The 16294-nt window shown below is 60.2% G+C and carries 15 protein-coding genes and 1 pseudogene; 2 read left to right on the top strand and 14 right to left on the bottom strand.

Annotated features, from left to right (window positions below):
• The coding region (locus tag B4968_RS08460; protein ID WP_083098207.1) for a GNAT family N-acetyltransferase at positions 1-662 on the bottom strand (662 nt) is incomplete at its 3' end.
• The gene (locus tag B4968_RS08455; protein ID WP_083098213.1) at positions 659-1381 is read right to left on the bottom strand and encodes a competence/damage-inducible protein A; all 723 of its coding nucleotides are present in this window, start codon (positions 1379-1381) and stop codon (positions 659-661) included. The genes B4968_RS08460 and B4968_RS08455, both read right to left, overlap by 4 nt.
• A gap of 209 nt (positions 1382-1590) precedes the next feature.
• Here B4968_RS08455 and sfsA point away from each other — a divergent pair, with 209 nt between their 5' ends.
• Complete coding sequence (gene sfsA, locus B4968_RS08450; RefSeq protein ID WP_083098205.1) at positions 1591-2331, top strand: DNA/RNA nuclease SfsA; 741 nt, start codon at positions 1591-1593, stop codon at positions 2329-2331.
• A gap of 134 nt (positions 2332-2465) precedes the next feature.
• On the opposite strand, the gene pssA is transcribed toward sfsA, so the two are convergent.
• From pssA to B4968_RS08435, 3 genes are all read right to left on the bottom strand, one after another.
• Positions 2466-3206 carry a CDP-diacylglycerol--serine O-phosphatidyltransferase gene (gene pssA, locus B4968_RS08445; protein ID WP_083098203.1) on the bottom strand — a complete coding sequence of 247 codons (741 nt, stop codon included), beginning with the start codon at positions 3204-3206 and terminating at the stop codon, positions 2466-2468.
• A 369-nt stretch (positions 3207-3575) separates the two neighbouring features.
• On the bottom strand, positions 3576-4784 hold the full coding sequence (locus tag B4968_RS08440) for an aminopeptidase P family protein (protein ID WP_083098202.1): 1209 nt from the start codon (positions 4782-4784) through the stop codon (positions 3576-3578).
• 265 nt (positions 4785-5049) lie between these two features.
• Entirely contained in the window at positions 5050-5838 is a 789-nt protein-coding gene (locus B4968_RS08435; RefSeq protein WP_083098200.1) for an alpha/beta hydrolase, read from the bottom strand.
• A gap of 231 nt (positions 5839-6069) precedes the next feature.
• On the opposite strand from B4968_RS08435, the gene B4968_RS08430 reads away from it, so the two are divergent.
• Complete coding sequence (locus tag B4968_RS08430; RefSeq protein ID WP_083098199.1) at positions 6070-7542, top strand: NAD-dependent succinate-semialdehyde dehydrogenase; 1473 nt, start codon at positions 6070-6072, stop codon at positions 7540-7542.
• A 92-nt stretch (positions 7543-7634) separates the two neighbouring features.
• Here the strand turns inward: B4968_RS08430 and B4968_RS08425 are convergent, their stop codons facing one another.
• From B4968_RS08425 to rsfS, 9 genes and pseudogenes are all read right to left on the bottom strand, one after another.
• Positions 7635-8054, bottom strand: a complete 420-nt coding sequence (locus B4968_RS08425) for a globin (RefSeq protein WP_139792663.1) — start codon at positions 8052-8054, stop codon at positions 7635-7637.
• A 111-nt stretch (positions 8055-8165) separates the two neighbouring features.
• On the bottom strand, positions 8166-8774 hold the full coding sequence (locus tag B4968_RS08420) for a TetR/AcrR family transcriptional regulator (protein ID WP_083098196.1): 609 nt from the start codon (positions 8772-8774) through the stop codon (positions 8166-8168).
• Positions 8775-9046: 272 nt separating this feature from the next.
• Positions 9047-9517 (bottom strand): Hsp20 family protein, encoded by a 471-nt coding sequence (locus tag B4968_RS08415; RefSeq protein ID WP_083098194.1) that lies wholly within the window; start codon positions 9515-9517, stop codon positions 9047-9049.
• 135 nt (positions 9518-9652) lie between these two features.
• The gene (locus B4968_RS08410; RefSeq protein ID WP_083098211.1) at positions 9653-10390 is read right to left on the bottom strand and encodes a trypsin-like serine peptidase; all 738 of its coding nucleotides are present in this window, start codon (positions 10388-10390) and stop codon (positions 9653-9655) included.
• 247 nt (positions 10391-10637) lie between these two features.
• Positions 10638-11963 (bottom strand): glycolate oxidase subunit GlcF, encoded by a 1326-nt coding sequence (gene glcF, locus B4968_RS08405; RefSeq protein WP_083098193.1) that lies wholly within the window; start codon positions 11961-11963, stop codon positions 10638-10640.
• Between the two features lie 3 nt (positions 11964-11966).
• Positions 11967-13121 carry an FAD-binding protein gene (locus B4968_RS08400; protein ID WP_083098210.1) on the bottom strand — a complete coding sequence of 385 codons (1155 nt, stop codon included), beginning with the start codon at positions 13119-13121 and terminating at the stop codon, positions 11967-11969.
• 18 nt (positions 13122-13139) lie between these two features.
• A pseudogene (locus B4968_RS08395) lies at positions 13140-14587 on the bottom strand (FAD-linked oxidase C-terminal domain-containing protein).
• A 607-nt stretch (positions 14588-15194) separates the two neighbouring features.
• Positions 15195-15665 (bottom strand): 23S rRNA (pseudouridine(1915)-N(3))-methyltransferase RlmH, encoded by a 471-nt coding sequence (gene rlmH / locus B4968_RS08385; protein WP_083098191.1) that lies wholly within the window; start codon positions 15663-15665, stop codon positions 15195-15197.
• Positions 15666-15826: 161 nt separating this feature from the next.
• Complete coding sequence (rsfS, locus tag B4968_RS08380) at positions 15827-16276, bottom strand: ribosome silencing factor (RefSeq protein WP_083098189.1); 450 nt, start codon at positions 16274-16276, stop codon at positions 15827-15829.
• Between the last annotated feature and the right edge of the window lie 18 nt (positions 16277-16294).

The raw sequence follows: 16294 nt of genomic DNA, 5'->3' as shown, positions 1-16294 counted from the left end.
GTGCACAGCACCGCCATCTCGGTGGCGCCGTGTTCTGCCGCCCAAAAAGCCGCCTGGCGCATCATCCAGACGCCCATGCCACGTCGGCGCTGGTGCGGCAGGATTTCCAGCGCATGCACCATGGCAACCCCATCATGCACCGCGACAAAACCCGCGCCGGCCGGTTTGTCATCGTAGCGCCCCAGCAAGGCGGCCTTTGGGGCAGCTGCGCGCTGCATCACGGCCTGCCGTTCGGGGCCGATACCACCCGCGATCCAGATCTCGCGCTGGATTTCCAGCGGTGACCACAGCGCAAAGGTTGTGACCCGGGGGATCTCAACATCCATCAAATTCGCAATCGGACAGGTCCAGAGGTTGACCGGATCCTTCACCAGATACCCGCGCGCGGCAAGCTGCGCATCCAGTGCATCCTGCCCATCGTAGATCATAAAGAGGCACTCCTGCCCCATGGCCCGCATCGCGTCTTCAGCGGCACTGATCTCGGCCTCACTAATCTCGGCGTCACTCTCTGCGGTCTCGACGCTGGAGGCCGACACCCGGCTGCCGCCGCCCTGTCCCTCGCGCAGTGTCACCGGCCCCAGTGAGCGTTTGGCCGCGCAGGGCCAGGTGGCCTCGACCACAGCGTAGTATTTTGGATCCGTAAGCGTGGCGGCTGTACTCATAGCCCCACCTCCTGCGCCAGCTCCCGCATTGCCGCATCAACGCCGGCGCCATTATGGCCCCGGATGACGACATTGGCGCCATAGGCTCCATTGTGCTGAAATGGGTAGCAGCCAATCGACAGATCGCTATGGCGCGCGGCGAGATCAGACAGGAAGGCCGCAATATCGCCCTCACCGCGCATTACCCGCAGGCTTTGCGACAACAGCGGCGCCCCACCGGTCAGCCCCGGCAGCACACTGGCCACCATGGCCTGAAAAACGGTTGGCACCCCCGCCATCACATGCACATTGCCCAGAGTGAACCCCGGCGCCGAAGAGACCGGATTGTCGATCAGCGCGGCCCCATCGGGAATGCGCGCCATGCGCAGGCGGGCCGTGTTCAGCTCTTGCCCGGAATTGGCGTAATGCGCCGCCAGAATGGCCCGGGCATCGTCGCGCACATCAATATGCGCCTCAAAGGCCTGGGCGATGCAGTCGGCGGTGATGTCATCATGGGTGGGGCCGATACCGCCACTGGTAAAGACATGATCGTACAAAGCGCTGAGCGCCTGAACCGCTGCGACAATAACCGGTGCCTCATCACTGACCACCCGCACTTCTTTCAGGTCGATGCCCTGTTTGGTCAGCTCACCGGCCAAAAAATGCGTATTGGTATCGCGGGTCCGCCCGGACAGGATTTCATCACCGATGACCAGCATCGCGGCACTGGGGTTGGGCATCATCTCTCTCCTATTTACGGCTCAATCTTGTCACCTTGGCCGCAAGATAGCTGCTCTGGCATCAGGAGCAAGCGGGCATCCCGTCTCAGGGGACCCGGATGGCAAGTTTCCTGCCGGATCCGGCTGTTTGCCCTTAAGGTCGCAACAGACTGAGGAACATGGCACGACACCAGATTGACATTCGCCTCAGGTGCGATAGCAAAACCCCCATGAAATTCAACACCCCCCTGATCCGCGCCACTCTGATCCGGCGTTACAAACGCTTTCTTGCCGACTGCCTGCTGCAGGACGGGCGCGAGATCACCGCCCATTGCGCCAACCCGGGCTCAATGATGGGACTGGCTGAGCCGGGCATGACTGTCTGGCTGGAACCCAATGATGACCCAAAGAAAAAGCTGAACTACGGCTGGCGCCTAGTTGAACATGAGAACGGCCATTTCACCGGTGTCGATACCTCAGTTCCCAACCGCGCTTTACGTGAAGCCCTTGAGGCGCAGGAAATTGCTGAACTGGCCGCCTATCACACGGTCCGGCCCGAAGTGAAATACGGTGATAACAGCCGTATCGACTTTTTGCTGACGCAGCCCGGCCTGCCCGACTGCTACGTTGAAATCAAAAGCGTCACCCTGATGCGCCAGGCCGGGCTGGCCGAATTCCCCGATAGCGTGACCAAACGCGGCACAAAACATCTGGGTGAATTGGTCAGGATGACCAAGCAAGGCCACCGGGCCGTCATGCTGTATCTGGTGCAACGCACCGATTGCCAGCGCTTTCAGCTGGCCGCAGACATCGGCCCCGCCTATGCGCAGGCCTTTGATGCAGCCCAGCTGCACGGTGTTGAGCGGCTGGTTTACACAACCCGGATCAGCCCGACTGAAATCACCCTCTCTGCGCCAATAGATATGGGTGTGCCTGATGCCGTCGCTGATGCGGAAACAGAAGGGGATTAGAGAGGCGGGTCTTTCCGCCGCGCTCAGTCCCTGAAGCGTTGAACCTCCGCCGAACCGCATGTGTCTTCAGGATGGATAGCGCAAACTGCATAGCACAAACTGGATGGCACAAAGGCGCTCGCCAGGTGCCGGGCTTATTCCGACGGCTTTGTGATCAATCCCCAGATCACCAGCACCACGTAGCTGATGCAAAGAACAACCAACGTCGTCCAGGCGTAGGTCAGAACCGCAGCGCCCGCAAACGCACAGGCGACCAGAAAGTATTTCACATTCTCGCGTGAGATACGGACCAGCTTGGGCGACCAGGTCGGGATACGGCTGATCATCAGCAACCCAATGACAACCATATGAAAGCAGATCAGAAGTTTCGGAAAGCCAGTGCCCGCATCAAAGGAAAACGCGATAAACATGGGCAACATCGCCAAAAGAGCCCCGGCCGGCGAGGGGATGCCGACAAAATAGCCACTGGCAACCTCGCTTGCTTCTTCGGATTTGGTCGCAACATTGAACCGCGCCAGCCGCACCACGCAGCAGACAGAAAATACCAGCACCGAGATCCACCCGGCATTGCTCATGTCCTGCAGGGCCCAGAAATAGATCACCAAAGGGGCTGCCACGCCAAAGTTCAGGAAATCCGCCAGCGAATCCAGCTCAGCACCCATTTTGCTGTCACTGCCAAGCGCGCGGGCAAGGCGCCCGTCCAGCCCATCCAAAAGGGCCGCCGCGAGGATCAGTTGCACCGCCAGCACATAGTTGCCCTGCACACCAAAGCGAATGGCCGACAGGCCTGCGCAGATTGCGCCCACAGTCATGATGTTGGGCAACAGCTGGATCAGCGCAAATTCGGTCAGTCTTTTGTCGTGGGGTTCTTCCATGGCTCGGCTAGGTCACTCTTATGAGACAGATGTCATCGTTGGAAACGCGGCCCCACGCGCGGCCGCCGCCAGCGTCACAGGGTCCCAGTTTCACAGGGTCCATGTGGGCACCAGTTCGACACGCAGGTGAGGCAGCCACTCATAAGTGGTTTGGCCTTGAAAGCAAGGGGGGAAGCCCCTGCGCCTGTTGCGAGATGCTGTCCCATGATAGCAATCATCGCCGAGGCTGCAAATATAATACAGTTCTCGCCGGATCATAGGAGAGCACCGCGCCAAAGGCGCGGTGCCAGGCCCAACGGGGCGCGATCCCGTCAGGGATCAAGACTGGGCGGGAGCGCCTGGCCTCACTTAAGGCAACAGACCTGCCCCTTAGCCAACAACGTTGAACTCAGGCCCATAGGGGTATTGGGTGATGTTTTCGGTGTCATCGGCATGGATGATCAAAATATCATGCTCCCGGTAGCCGCCAGCACCGGGTTGCCCCTCTGCAAGGGTCAGCATCGGCTCCATGGAGATCACCATGCCGGGCTCCAGCACCGTGTCGATATCCTCGCGCAGCTCCAGCCCCGCCTCGCGGCCGTAGTAATGCGACAGCACCCCAAAGGAATGCCCGTAGCCAAAGGTACGATACTGCAGCAGGTCGCGCTCTTCAAAGAAGGCGTTGATCTTATGGGTGATCTCGGCACAGCTGGCGCCGGGTTTGAGCAAAGAGATCCCGTACTCATGCGCCGCAACATTGGCCTCCCAGATTTTCAGGCTGTCGGCATCCACCTCGCCGACAAACAGGGTGCGTTCCAGCGCCGTGTAGTAGCCCGAAATCATCGGAAAGGTGTTCAGAGACAGAATGTCACCGCGCTGCAGCCTGCGGGCGGTGACCGGGTTATGGGCGCCATCCGTGTTGATACCTGACTGGAACCAGACCCAGCTGTCGCGATATTCCGCATCCGGAAACCGCCGGGCAATTTCCAGCTCCATCGCATCGCGCCCGGCCATGGCCACATCAATCTCGCGCGCGCCTTCTTTCACCGCGTCGCGAATGGCAAAGCCCCCCACATCGGCAACCGCAGCCCCGGCCCGGATCATATCCAGTTCCGCGTCTGATTTGCCCATCCGCTGGATCATGGTCGGCTCATACAGATCCACCAGCTGCGCCGGGCGCAGGAATGCGTCCAGTTTTGCCTTTTGCAACAGGGTCAGATGGTCGCTTTCGAACCCCACAACAGCGCCCTCACCCGAGACTGACAAAATGGCGCGCCAGAAATTGTCGCGCTGCCAGTCGGTATAGGTGATGTTGTCGCAGAACGAGCGCCGCCAGGGCTGGCCCGCATCAATACCGGCAGAAATACTCACCGCTTGATCCTCTGTGACAACCAACCCGTAGGGTCGGCCAAAGGCACAGTAGGTAAAGCCCGAATAGTACGAGATATTATGCATCGAGGTGAAGACGGCTGCGCTCACGCCATGTGCGGCCATGATTTTGCGCAGGCCCGCAATGCGCGCCTCATATTCTGAAACCGCAAATTGCAGCGGGGCTTTTTCACCGTTGTGAAAACGGTACATGTCAGGACGTGCAGTCATGCTGGATCCTTCCTTTTCTCAAGAAAGCTCCTGGCGTACAGGACAAAATATTTTGAAAGCGGACCCATGAAGAGTGTCAGGGGTTTGACCAAAGATCCCAAATGGCCTCGGTGCAATCCTGAACGACCCCATGCGGCGACGCCATCGCCCGGTCCAGGCAGCAAGATGCGCGCTATTTGCGGATGAGGCAAGCGTTTTTCGCCGCCTCACACATAGACCCTGCTGAAAAGAGATACCCTTTTCAGACTGCCGAAATGCCCACCGCCTAGCTGACAATCAGCCGGACCAGATCACTTTCAGGATCGGCCAGCGGGTCCACCACATTAAAATGATGCTTGCCCAGCGCAATTACATGATCCGCATGCCAGGCATCCGCAAGCCACTGCGCCTGATCCAGAAAGGCAGGCCGCTCTTCGGCTCCGACCCAGACCGTGACTTCAGCCGGGTAACGCTCTTGCATCTCAACCGGGCTTTCGGCCTTGGCGGCGTCGCAGTCCATCTTGAACTTGTCATTCATCGAGGTGCGCAGCAGTGGCAAAAGATCTGCCAGTGGCGACACCGGGACAACGATCTTCAGCCGATCCGCCACCGCAGGAGAGATCAGCGCGGGGTCCAGCATCCGGGCCACCAGGTGGCCGCCGGCAGAGTGCCCGGCAAGCGAGATCGGCACATCAGGCACCTCTTTGGCAATGCAGCTCACGGCTGCGGCAATTTGTCGGGTAATATCGGCAATCGTTACCTCAGGACAAAGATCATAGGAGGGCATCGCCACGGCCCAGCCCTGCGCCAATGCCCCCACAGCCAGGTGCGACCAGGAACTCTTGTCAAAGGCCAGCCAATAGCCGCCATGGACAAAGATAAACAGGCCTTTGACTGTACCCTCGGGCAAAAACAGGTCGAACTTGTGTCGCGCGCCGTCGCCATAGGGAATGTCAAGTCGGGCCCGCGCATGTAGGCTGTTGCGAAAATCCGCAGCCGAAGCCGCCCAGCGCGGTGGAAACTCCTCCGCCCCCGCAATGTGGGCTCCATTGGCATAGGCATCGTCCAGTTCCATTGTCGTATTCCTTTCGCGGCTCCAAGGCTAAGTGACAAGGTACGGAGGCACTTGTCAAATCCTGCTCCAGGCAGGGGCATTGCGCGCAAATTCCCGATCCGAGCAGCCCGCGGCCTGAAACCTGTTTTGATCAAATTCTGGACCCTCAAATTCTGGACTCATAGATCTTTCTCGACATATCAAGGGCCAACTGTTTTTCATGCCCGTGCAAACACCCCCAGGAGGCCCCCTATGCTGCAAACAACCACCGCGCTGAAATCTCTGTTGAGCGACCCCACCCTGCTGGAAACCCGCGCCTATATTGGCGGACAGTTCACCGATGGCGACGCCACCTTTGATGTCATCAATCCAGCCCGTGGCGATGTGATTGCCCAGGTGACTGACCTCAGCCGCGCGCAGGTCGCAGGTGCGATCGCTCAGGCGGATGCGGCCCAAAAGGACTGGGCCAAATGGACTGGCAAAGAGCGCGCTGCTGTTCTGCGCAAATGGTATGATCTGATGATGGCCAATCAAGAGGATCTGGCAATCATCCTGACGGCAGAGATGGGAAAACCCCTGGCCGAGGCCCGTGGGGAAATCGCCTATGGCGCCTCCTTCATCGAGTTCTTCGCCGAAGAGGCCAAACGTATCTATGGCGAGACAATCCCCGGCCATCAGCGCGACAAGCGCATCACGGTGCTGAAGCAACCTATCGGTGTCGCCGCCTCGATCACGCCCTGGAATTTTCCCAATGCAATGATCACCCGCAAGGCAGGCCCGGCGCTGGCTGCAGGCTGTGCCTTTGTGGCGCGCCCCGCCGAGCTCACACCGCTCTCCGCCACCGCGCTGGCAGTGCTGGCGGATCGCGCAGGCATTCCCGCAGGTGTGTTCAGCGTGGTGCCCTCATCCAACGCCTCGGAAATCGGCAAGGAATTCTGCGACAACGCAGCCGTGCGCAAGCTGACCTTCACCGGCTCCACCGCCGTGGGCCGCATCCTGATGCGTCAGGCCGCCGACACGGTGATGAAATGCTCGATGGAGCTGGGGGGCAACGCGCCCTTTATCGTGTTTGACGACGCCGACCTTGATGCCGCCGTTGAAGGCGCCATCATGTGCAAGTTCCGCAACAACGGCCAGACCTGTGTCTGCGCCAACCGGATCTATGTGCAGGCTGGGGTCTATGATGCCTTTGCCGCCAAACTAAAAGACGCCGTGGCCAATATGAAGGTCGGCGACGGTATGGAAGATGGCATCCTGTTTGGGCCGCTGATCAACGCCAAGGCCGTGACCAAAGTGCAGGACCATATCGCCGACGCCACCGCCAAAGGCGCTGAGGTCATCCTCGGCGGCCAGGCATCAGAGCTGGGCGGCACCTTCTTTCAGCCCACCATCCTCACGGGGGCGACCCGTGACATGGCCTTTGCCACCGATGAGACCTTTGGCCCACTGGCGCCGCTGTTCAAATTTGAGGATGAAGACGAGGTCATCGCGATGGCCAATGACACCATCTTTGGCCTTGCCTCTTATTTCTACGCCAAGGACCTGAGCCGGGTCTACAAGGTCGCAGAAGCGCTGGAATATGGCATTGTCGGCGTCAACACCGGCATCATCTCTACCGAGGTGGCGCCTTTTGGCGGTGTAAAACAGTCTGGTCTGGGCCGCGAAGGCAGCCACCACGGCATCGAAGACTATCTGGAAATGAAATATATCTGCATGTCGGTCTGAACACCGCAGTTTATACACAAACCAAGACACACAAACCAAGGGCTCCGGTTTCGAACTGGGGCCCTTGGCCCTTGGTTTCCTAGCGGCAAAGCTTAGTCTGCCGCGACCACCATGCGCATGACGCGCGCCACCGCCCGTTGCCAGATCGCGCTTTGTGTCTCAGTCAGATCATTCCCCATAACATCCTGCAGCGCCGCCATCAGAGCCTTGCTGGCTCCCTCTTCCTGCCGCAGACCGAATCCAACACCTGCATGCGTGCCGGCCAGGGCATTGCAGGCATGAACGGGCCTGTCGCGGCTCACCATGCTCTGGAAACAGCAGGTCAGCATCGAGGCAAACACCTCTTTCTGTCTGGAGCGATCGCCTGCAAACAGGCACTTCGTTTCTGGCAGAATGCGAAAAAGGTGCAGGTAAAACCGGTCCCCCACTGCAGCCTTTCTGGCATAGGCCGCAGAAAAGCTGGCCTGAATATCTTCGATATCCCGATGGTTCATTTCAATGGCTTGCTGCACATCGACCTCAAACACTCGTTACAAACACAATTTACAAAATGATTGTATAGCGTACATCTTTACCGGGTGGCGCATTCAAGGGGCAAAACTCAGAGAGTTCCCCCTAAATGGTCAGTCTCTCGTCAGTCGTTCGCGGACCAGGTCCTGCGTCTGGACCAGAAATGTCGTGCGAACCTGATCAACCGCAGCCTGCCCAAACCTGCTGGCAAGCGCGCCCTGCGCCGATGGAAACAGGCAAATAGCAGCAAGCATTTGCGAGGCAACCGACAGAGCCTCGGCAAAACCGGCCCCCTGCCAACGCGGCGTTGCCTGTATCAGCGCAATCAAGGGTTCAAAGACGTTTTGAAGCGGCCAACTGTCCTGGCCTGAATCAGGGCCCCGCCCCTGAAAATCCATCAGATCCCGCAATACCAGCGACAGATCCGCGGGCTGCGCAAGGCCTTGTCTTGTCAGCGCCGCAAAGAACCCCGCCAGCTGGTCCTCCGCCAGCTCGCTCGCTTCCAGGGAGGCAAAGAGCAGCTCCAGAAGCTCCGCGCCCAGCTGCTCAAGAACCGCTGCATACAGTAGGTCTTTGCTTTTGAAATGATGCAGCAGAGCCTGTTTTGTCAGGCCCAATTCGCCTGAAACCGCAGCAAGGCTGGTGCCGTGATAGCCGCGTTCCGCCAAATGGTTTCTGGCAACGAATAACAAGTTTTTACGGGTTTGCGCCGGGGACGGCATGGGCAGATCTCCAGATCAGACTCCCTGAGCGTATCACTACTGCCAACGACTTACCACTCGGTAAGTGATGCAGCCTACCAAATGGTAGGAACACGACGCGCCGCACCGTCCCCAGCACCCAGTACCCAGCACCCCAGTACAAAAGCAAATAGCCCCAGACCACGCAGAGAGGTCTGGGGCTACACGCATTCCGGTCCAGCTCCCTGGAGAAAGCCGTTGAACGGAACGAAGTCGTTTTTCAGATCAGGTGAGGTGCCAGATCAGTTTCCAGATCAGTTAACGGTCTGGGCCTCGGCCTCAATCGCTGTCTGTTTCGGGCCTGTTGAGGTGATCTCGATCCGGCGGGGCTTCAGGGCCTCCGGCACTTCGCGGTGCAAATCGATATGCAGCATGCCATCGGCATGGCTGGCGCCTGTCACGCGCACATGGTCCGCCAGAGTATAGCGGCGCTCAAAGGCGCGGGTTGCGAGACCACGGGGCCAAAAGCTGCGGCCGTCCTCGTCTTCACCTTTGCGTGCGGACACCACCAGAGCGTTTTCCTTCACCTCAACGGCAAGATCATCTTCGCCAAAACCGGCCACAGCAATCGAGATCCGATAGCTGTCTGCGGCTGTTTTTTCAATATTATAAGGGGGGTAGCTGGGTTGCCCGACATCATTGCTCAGGGCACGGTCCATCAGATCAGCGATCTGGTCAAACCCAATGGTTGCACGGTTCAGCGGTGCAAAATCAAATCTACGCATGTTTCATCCTCGGATTATGAGCGACTTATAACGGCCCTCCCTGATGGGACGGGCGACTGCCATCCGGGCCCCGGTAACCGGCGACCCTGACAAGAGATGAAATATGCACGCAGCGTAGGTTTTCAAGGGCTGCGGCTAACCCCCAGGGCGAACAAACTTTGCCCCCCCAGTAGAACGCTCAGCGCCCACCTGCACCCGGCCGACGCCCTCGGGCATACGCGAGCCGATCCGCGCACTGGTGAGCTGCGCCCGCAGCAGCTGCAGCCCATCCGCCAGAGCCGCCCCCAAAGAGACCCGCTGACCTTCGACCTCGGCCTTGGCCGAGACCACAGAGACAATACGCCGCAGGCCACCGTCAAACGAAAAGACCGGCGCGCCAGATGATCCAAAATCCACATCGCACGACATGATCAGCACCCCGTCCTGACGGGCCATCACCGAGCATATCTCCTGGATCGAGGGCACCTCAGAGCGGTTATGTGCATAGGAGACAACGCCAACATCAGCCCCCTTACGGGGGCGGCTGTCGGTCTGAAACGGAATGACGGTGGTGTTTCGAATGGGGCGCTGCAACTGCAACAAGGCGATGTCCTTGCGCACCCGGTCGGTTGAGACCTCACCATCAAAGACATAATCGGGATGCACCACAGCGCGCGCCACCGTGCGATAGGCCGAGGCCCGGCCATTGCGCCATCCGGCCAAAAATTCAATGGTTTGTGGTTTGAGCCGCACTCCACTGCGGGCGTCATAGAGACAATGCGCCGCCGTCAGCCCCGGATCTGGGGCAATCAAGGCACCGGTACAGAATCCCTCGCCATTGACATCCAGCCGCCCCACCGCCTCCCAGGCGCGGCCATCCTCGGTGGTTTCCATCCGCTGCAAACGACTGTCTGCGGCCTGTGCCACAAGGGGCAACAGGACAAAGAGGCTGGCCAAAGACGCCGCGAAAAATCCCGTAAAAAATCCAGTGGACCGCAAAACCTGCAAAATCGTCTCCTCACCCGGTTGCAGGCTGATCTACCAGCAAGCTTCGGCAAAATTACGGCAAGCCCGCCCGGAATACAGCCCGCAACGCAAATAAATGCGCGCGGGCCGGATTTGTTGCAATCGCGACAGGCTTTTAGCGCAGCATCGGCACGCCGGTGTCTGGCTGCCTGGCTTCGCCGGTCATGGCGGGCGGGTTAGGGCCGCCGGTGGCCCAGTCCAGCCGCTCAACCGTATGCACAATCGGCAGGGCGGTGGCCGAGCCGATTTGCATCATGCAGCCAATATTGCCCGCCGCGATCAGGTCAGGCGATTTGGCCTCCAGCGTTTTCACCTTGCGCGCCTTCAGTTCGGCAGAGATTTCCGGCTGCATCAGATTGTAGGTGCCGGCGGATCCGCAGCACAGATGGCTGTCAGCAGGCTCGACCACCTTGAACCCGGCCCGTTTCAACAGGGTCTTGGGGTGGGTTTTGATCTGCTGGCCATGCTGCAGCGAACAGGCGGCATGATAGGCCACTGTCAGCGCCTGATCCTGCCCTTCCGGCAGATCCAGCTGCATCAGCAGCTCGGAAATATCCATAGCGCGGTCCGAAATGCGCGCGGCATCCGCCGCCAGCGGATCATTGCGGAACATATGGCCATAATCCTTGACCGTGGTGCCACAGCCCGAGGTATTGATGACAATGGCATCCAGGCCTTCTGCGTCGATCTCGGCGCACCAGGCGCGGATGTTCTTGGCGGCTGTGGCGTGGCTTTCATCCTCACGGCCCATGTGATGAGTCAGCGCACCGCAGCACCCCGCGCCGCTTGCCACCACAACTTCGCAGCCCAGCCGGGTCAGCAGGCGAATGGTGGCGTCATTGATATCGGTGTTCAGCGCCTTTTGCGCACAGCCCGTCATCAGCGCCACGCGTTTTTTGCGGGGCGCAAGTGGTGCAAAGCTTTGCGCATCGTCATTGCGGCTGACCGGCGGGATATGTTTTGGCGCCATGTCCAGCATCGCCCTGAGCCGCGCATCAGGCACCAGGCCCTTGAAAGGCCGCGCCAGTTTTGCCGCCAGCAAGGCCAGCCGGAACCGGGTTGGGTAGGGCAGGATCCGCGCCAGAACCGCGCGCAGCATCCGGTCAGTAAAGGGGCGTTTGTAGTTTTTGTCGATATAGGCACGGGCATGATCCACCAGATGCATGTAATGCACCCCCGAAGGGCAGGTGGTCATGCAGGCCAGACAGCTGAGACAGCGGTCGATATGCTTGACCGTCTTGGCATCCGGCACCCGGTTGTTTTCCAGCATATCCTTGATCAGGTAGATCCGGCCACGCGGGCTGTCGAGCTCATCGCCCAGCACCTGATAGGTGGGACAGGTGGCCGTACAAAACCCACAGTGCACGCAGGATCGCAGGATCTCATTGGAGCGGGCAATTGCGGGGTCTGTCAGCTGGTCTTTGGTAAATGTCGTTTGCATGTCTTACCCCGTGAAACCCGTTTGCATTTGGCCCGCTTGCAGTGGGCCCGCTTGCATCAAACCTTTGTTCAGTACGCCGCGCGGATCGAATTTTTGCCGCAGCCCCTGTGACAGGCGCTCAAGCGGAGCCACCTGCGGCTGGAACCGGCCCAGCGCGGCATGGGTCTGGGCACTGGCGCGCACCAGGGTCGCATGCCCCGGCACGCCAGCACGCGCCAGTCTTGCGCGCAGATCAGTGCCTTCGGGAACCAAGGCCCAGATCAGACCGCCTCCCCAATCAAATTGCAGCGCCTCAGCCGCGAGCTGCGGTGCCAGAACAGGGGCGTCCGAGGGTTTCACAGAGATCCGCCAGACATCGCCGGTCTTCTCCTCAAAGGCGGCGACATCGCGAATGCCCTGCCACAGGGCAACGGGGGTGTCGGCAGTTGCCTCAACAGCGCCAAAGCGCGCCAGATCTGTCACCAACCTGTCGCAACGATAGCTGACCGAGGGCGCAAAACCTTCCAGCCGGATATGAGCCAGCCCGGCGACCGGATCATATGCCGCGCCGGTCACATCATAGGGAGAGCCCAGCGCCGCCGACAGTGCAGCGACGGCCGTGGCAAGGTCCGCGACGGCCACGCTGACGGCGCCGGCGGCCTCGGGGATCGGCAGCACCTTGAGGGAGACTTCGCTCAGCACGCCAAGAGTGCCATGAGAGCCCGCCATCAGTTTGACCAGATCATAGCCGGTGACGTTCTTCATCACCCGACCACCGTTCTTGACCACCTGCCCGGCCCCATCAATAAACCGCACGCCCAACAGATAGTCGCGCGCCGCCCCGCCCTGAATGCGCCGCGGCCCTGAGGAGTTGGCGGCAAAGGCGCCGCCAATTGTCGGCTCACCCGAAATGCCCAACAGGCCACGGCAATCCATTGGCTCAAACGCCATGCGCTGCCCTTCGCTCGCCAGTAAGGCCTCCAGCTCAACCACCGTTGTGCCCGCCTTGGCCACCAGTGTCAGTGAGCCCGGCTCATAAAGCTCAACTCCGCTGAGACCCCGCGTCGTGAGGGTATCCCCGGCACAGGTAAACCCACGGGTGCCGCCGCCCTGAATGTTGAGAGGGCCCTTGGCCGTGGCGATGCAATCGGCCAGCTCGGCCTCGCTCTGAGGTATCATCATTGTGCTATGTCCCACTTACTCTGCGGCCAAAACGGAGCCGCGGCGGCTATCGGTCACGCTCAGCGGAAAGACCTTGGCCGGGTTCAGCAGCCACTGTGGATCAAAGACGTCCTTGACCTTCAGCTGCGCCTCCAGATCCTCAGCGGCGTATTGATACAGCATCAGATCGCGCTTTTCGATTCCCACGCCGTGTTCCCCCGTGAGGCAGCCGCCCACATCCACGCAGAGCTTCAGCACCTCGGCGCCAAACTCTTCACAGAGCTCCAGATCGCCGGGCTTGTTGGCATCAAACAGGATCAGCGGATGCATATTGCCGTCCCCGGCGTGAAAGACATTGGCCACATCAAGACCGTATTGCTTTGACAGCTCACTGATGCGGCGCAGCACATGGGGGAGCGAGCCCACCGGGATCGTGCCATCAAGGCACATGTAGTCGTTGATTTGCCCCATGGCGCCAAAGGCAGATTTGCGCCCCAGCCAGATGCGGGCGGCCTCGTCGGCGTCGCCCGCTTCGCGGATCTCAACCGGGTTATGGGTGCGGGCGATCTCGATGATCAGGCTCAGCTGATGCGCAATCTCGGCTTCGCTGCCCTCGACCTCAATGATAAGCAGCGCCTCGCACATGGGGTAGCCTGCCTTGGCAAAGGCTTCGCAGGCCTCGATGCAGGGCCGGTCCATGAATTCAATCGCCACCGGCAGCACACCTGCTTTGATAATGTCGCTGACACAGGCTCCTGCCACCTCGTTGCTGTAAAACCCGATCAGCACCGGACGCGCGCCTTCGGGTTTGTGCAGGATGCGCAGCGTCGCCTCGGTCACCACGCCCAGCTGGCCCTCGCTGCCACAGATCACGCCCAGCAGATCCAGCCACCGGCATCGAGATGCGCACCGCCGATCTCGACCACGGTGCCATCCATCATCACCATGGTGACGCCCAGCAGGTTGTTGGTGGTGACGCCGTATTTCAGGCAATGGGCCCCGCCCGAATTCATCGCGATATTACCGGCAATGGCACAGGCCAGCTGGCTCGACGGGTCGGGCGCATAAAAGAAGTCTTCTTCCTCAACGGCGCCGGACACGCTCAGATTGGTGCGGCCAGACTGCACCCGGATCACCCGGTTGTCGTAATCCGTCTCCAGCACCTCGTTCATCCGCGCCACGCCCAAAATAACGCTGTCTGCGGTTGGCAGCGCCCCGCCCGCCAGCGAGGTTCCTGCGCCGCGCGGCACCACAGGCACGCCTTCCTCATGGCAGATGCGCAAAATATCCGAGACCTCCTGCGTACTGCGCGGCAGCACCGCTAGCAGCGGCGGACATCTGTAGGCCGCCAGCCCGTCGCATTCATAGGCACGGGTTTCCATCTCATCCTGAATAAGAGCATCAGCGGGCAGAACAGCCGCAAGCCTGCGCGCAAGATGTGCTTTGCGGGCCAGGATGGCGGGATCCGGGGACGGCATCTCCATGGGGCTCTCCTTTGGGATGTTCTGTTTGGTAATATAATATTACCAATTTTGCCTAATTAGCAAGCCTGAAGTTACCGCCAAGGCGTCCCTGGGTTCAGATACGCCGCCAAAATGCCCTGTCAAAACACCCTGCAAACACGGTATCGTGACCTCCCTCACTCTGCGCGATGACTAGGCTGACGGAATGAAAACCCTTACCCTGATTTTTGCCAGCTGTCTGCTTGCCCTGTCAGCTCAGCCCAGTCTGGCCGATGCGCCCAAAATCGAAGCTGCCACCGCGGTGGAAGCCTCTGCAGGCTGGCGCATCAGCGTTACCCGGTCACATCCCGACACCGGCTGGGAGCATTACGCCGATGGCTGGCGGGTGCTGGACATGCAAGGCAATGAGCTGGGCCTGCGCCTCCTTACCCATCCGCATGAGCACGAACAACCCTTCACCCGCTCTCTTGGCGGGCTGACCCTGCCCGAGGGCCTGACGGAAGTGCAGATTGAGGCCGCTGCCTGGTCGATGGCTGGGCGCCGCTGCGCTATACTGTCAGCCTGCCCTGACCACGACACGCCACCCCTTAGGGCCTGCCCATGCCCCCATGAGGCCCGCCCAGAGACATCACACCCGGTGATAGGGGCCGCCGGCAAGAATGGTGGCCGCGCGGTAAATCTGTTCGGACAGCATCACCCGCACCAGCATATGCGGCCAGACCATCTTGCCAAAGGAAATCGAGAAATCCGCCTCGGCCCGCAAGGCAGGGTCAATGCCATCGGCGCCACCAATGATCAGCGCCAGATCCTGGCGTCCAGCGTCGCGCCATGCGCCCATGCGCGCGGCAAAATCAGGCGAGCTCAGCACCTTGCCGCGCTCATCAAGAGTGCAGACAACTGCGCCCTGCGGCAGAGCCTTGCGCAGCAGGACCGCCTCAGCGCCCATTCCGGCGTTTTTCTTATCCTCCACCTCGATCAGGCGTGCCGGACCAAGGCCGAGCGCCCGTCCCGTGCGGTCGAACCGGGTGAGATAGTCGTCAATCAGGGATTTTTCAGGTCCGGACCGCAGACGTCCAACCGCACAGATATGGACACGCATAGGCCAGCCTTTGTTTGCTTGTCAGCCCTGACGCTTTCTCTCGGCCCAAATTCCGCAGATCCGCGCAGAGCAGAGAGACGGGCAGAGAGAGAGGTCACAGGGAACAGGCGCGGGATCAGGCGCCCTTGTTTACTTGTTGCCGCTTTGCTTGATGCGGCGGCTTATGCGCCATCCTGGTTCGGCGTCATTCCGGGCTGCCACAGCTTTTCGAGCTGGTAGAACTCGCGCACTTCGGGGCGGAAGACATGCACAATAACATCGCCGGTATCGATCAGCACCCAATCGCCGGTATCGCGACCTTCGATCTTGCTGATGATGCCATATTCATGCTTCAGCCGGTCACTGAGCTTTTCCGAAATACCAGTCACCTGACGGCTCGAACGACCCGTCGCAATGACCATGAAATCGGCAATAGCTGTCTTGCCGCGCAGATCGATCTGCACGACGTCTTCGGCCTTGTCTTCATCCAGGGAGCTTAGAATGCGCTCCAGCAGAACCAGATTGGTCGGGCGACCCAGATTGGTTGGGCTACTCTGGGCAGCAGATTGTGCTGCCTCGCTATCAGCGGCAGCAGCCGCTTGAGGTTCGGTCGACAGAACACTGTCCTCCATAAGGCGCGCCGACCCTCC

Source organism: Pseudophaeobacter leonis (assembly GCF_002087335.1).
Lineage (GTDB): Bacteria > Pseudomonadota > Alphaproteobacteria > Rhodobacterales > Rhodobacteraceae > Pseudophaeobacter > Pseudophaeobacter leonis.
The sequence above is the reverse complement of the archived record's forward strand: the minus strand, read 5'-3'. Positions and strand labels throughout refer to the sequence as shown.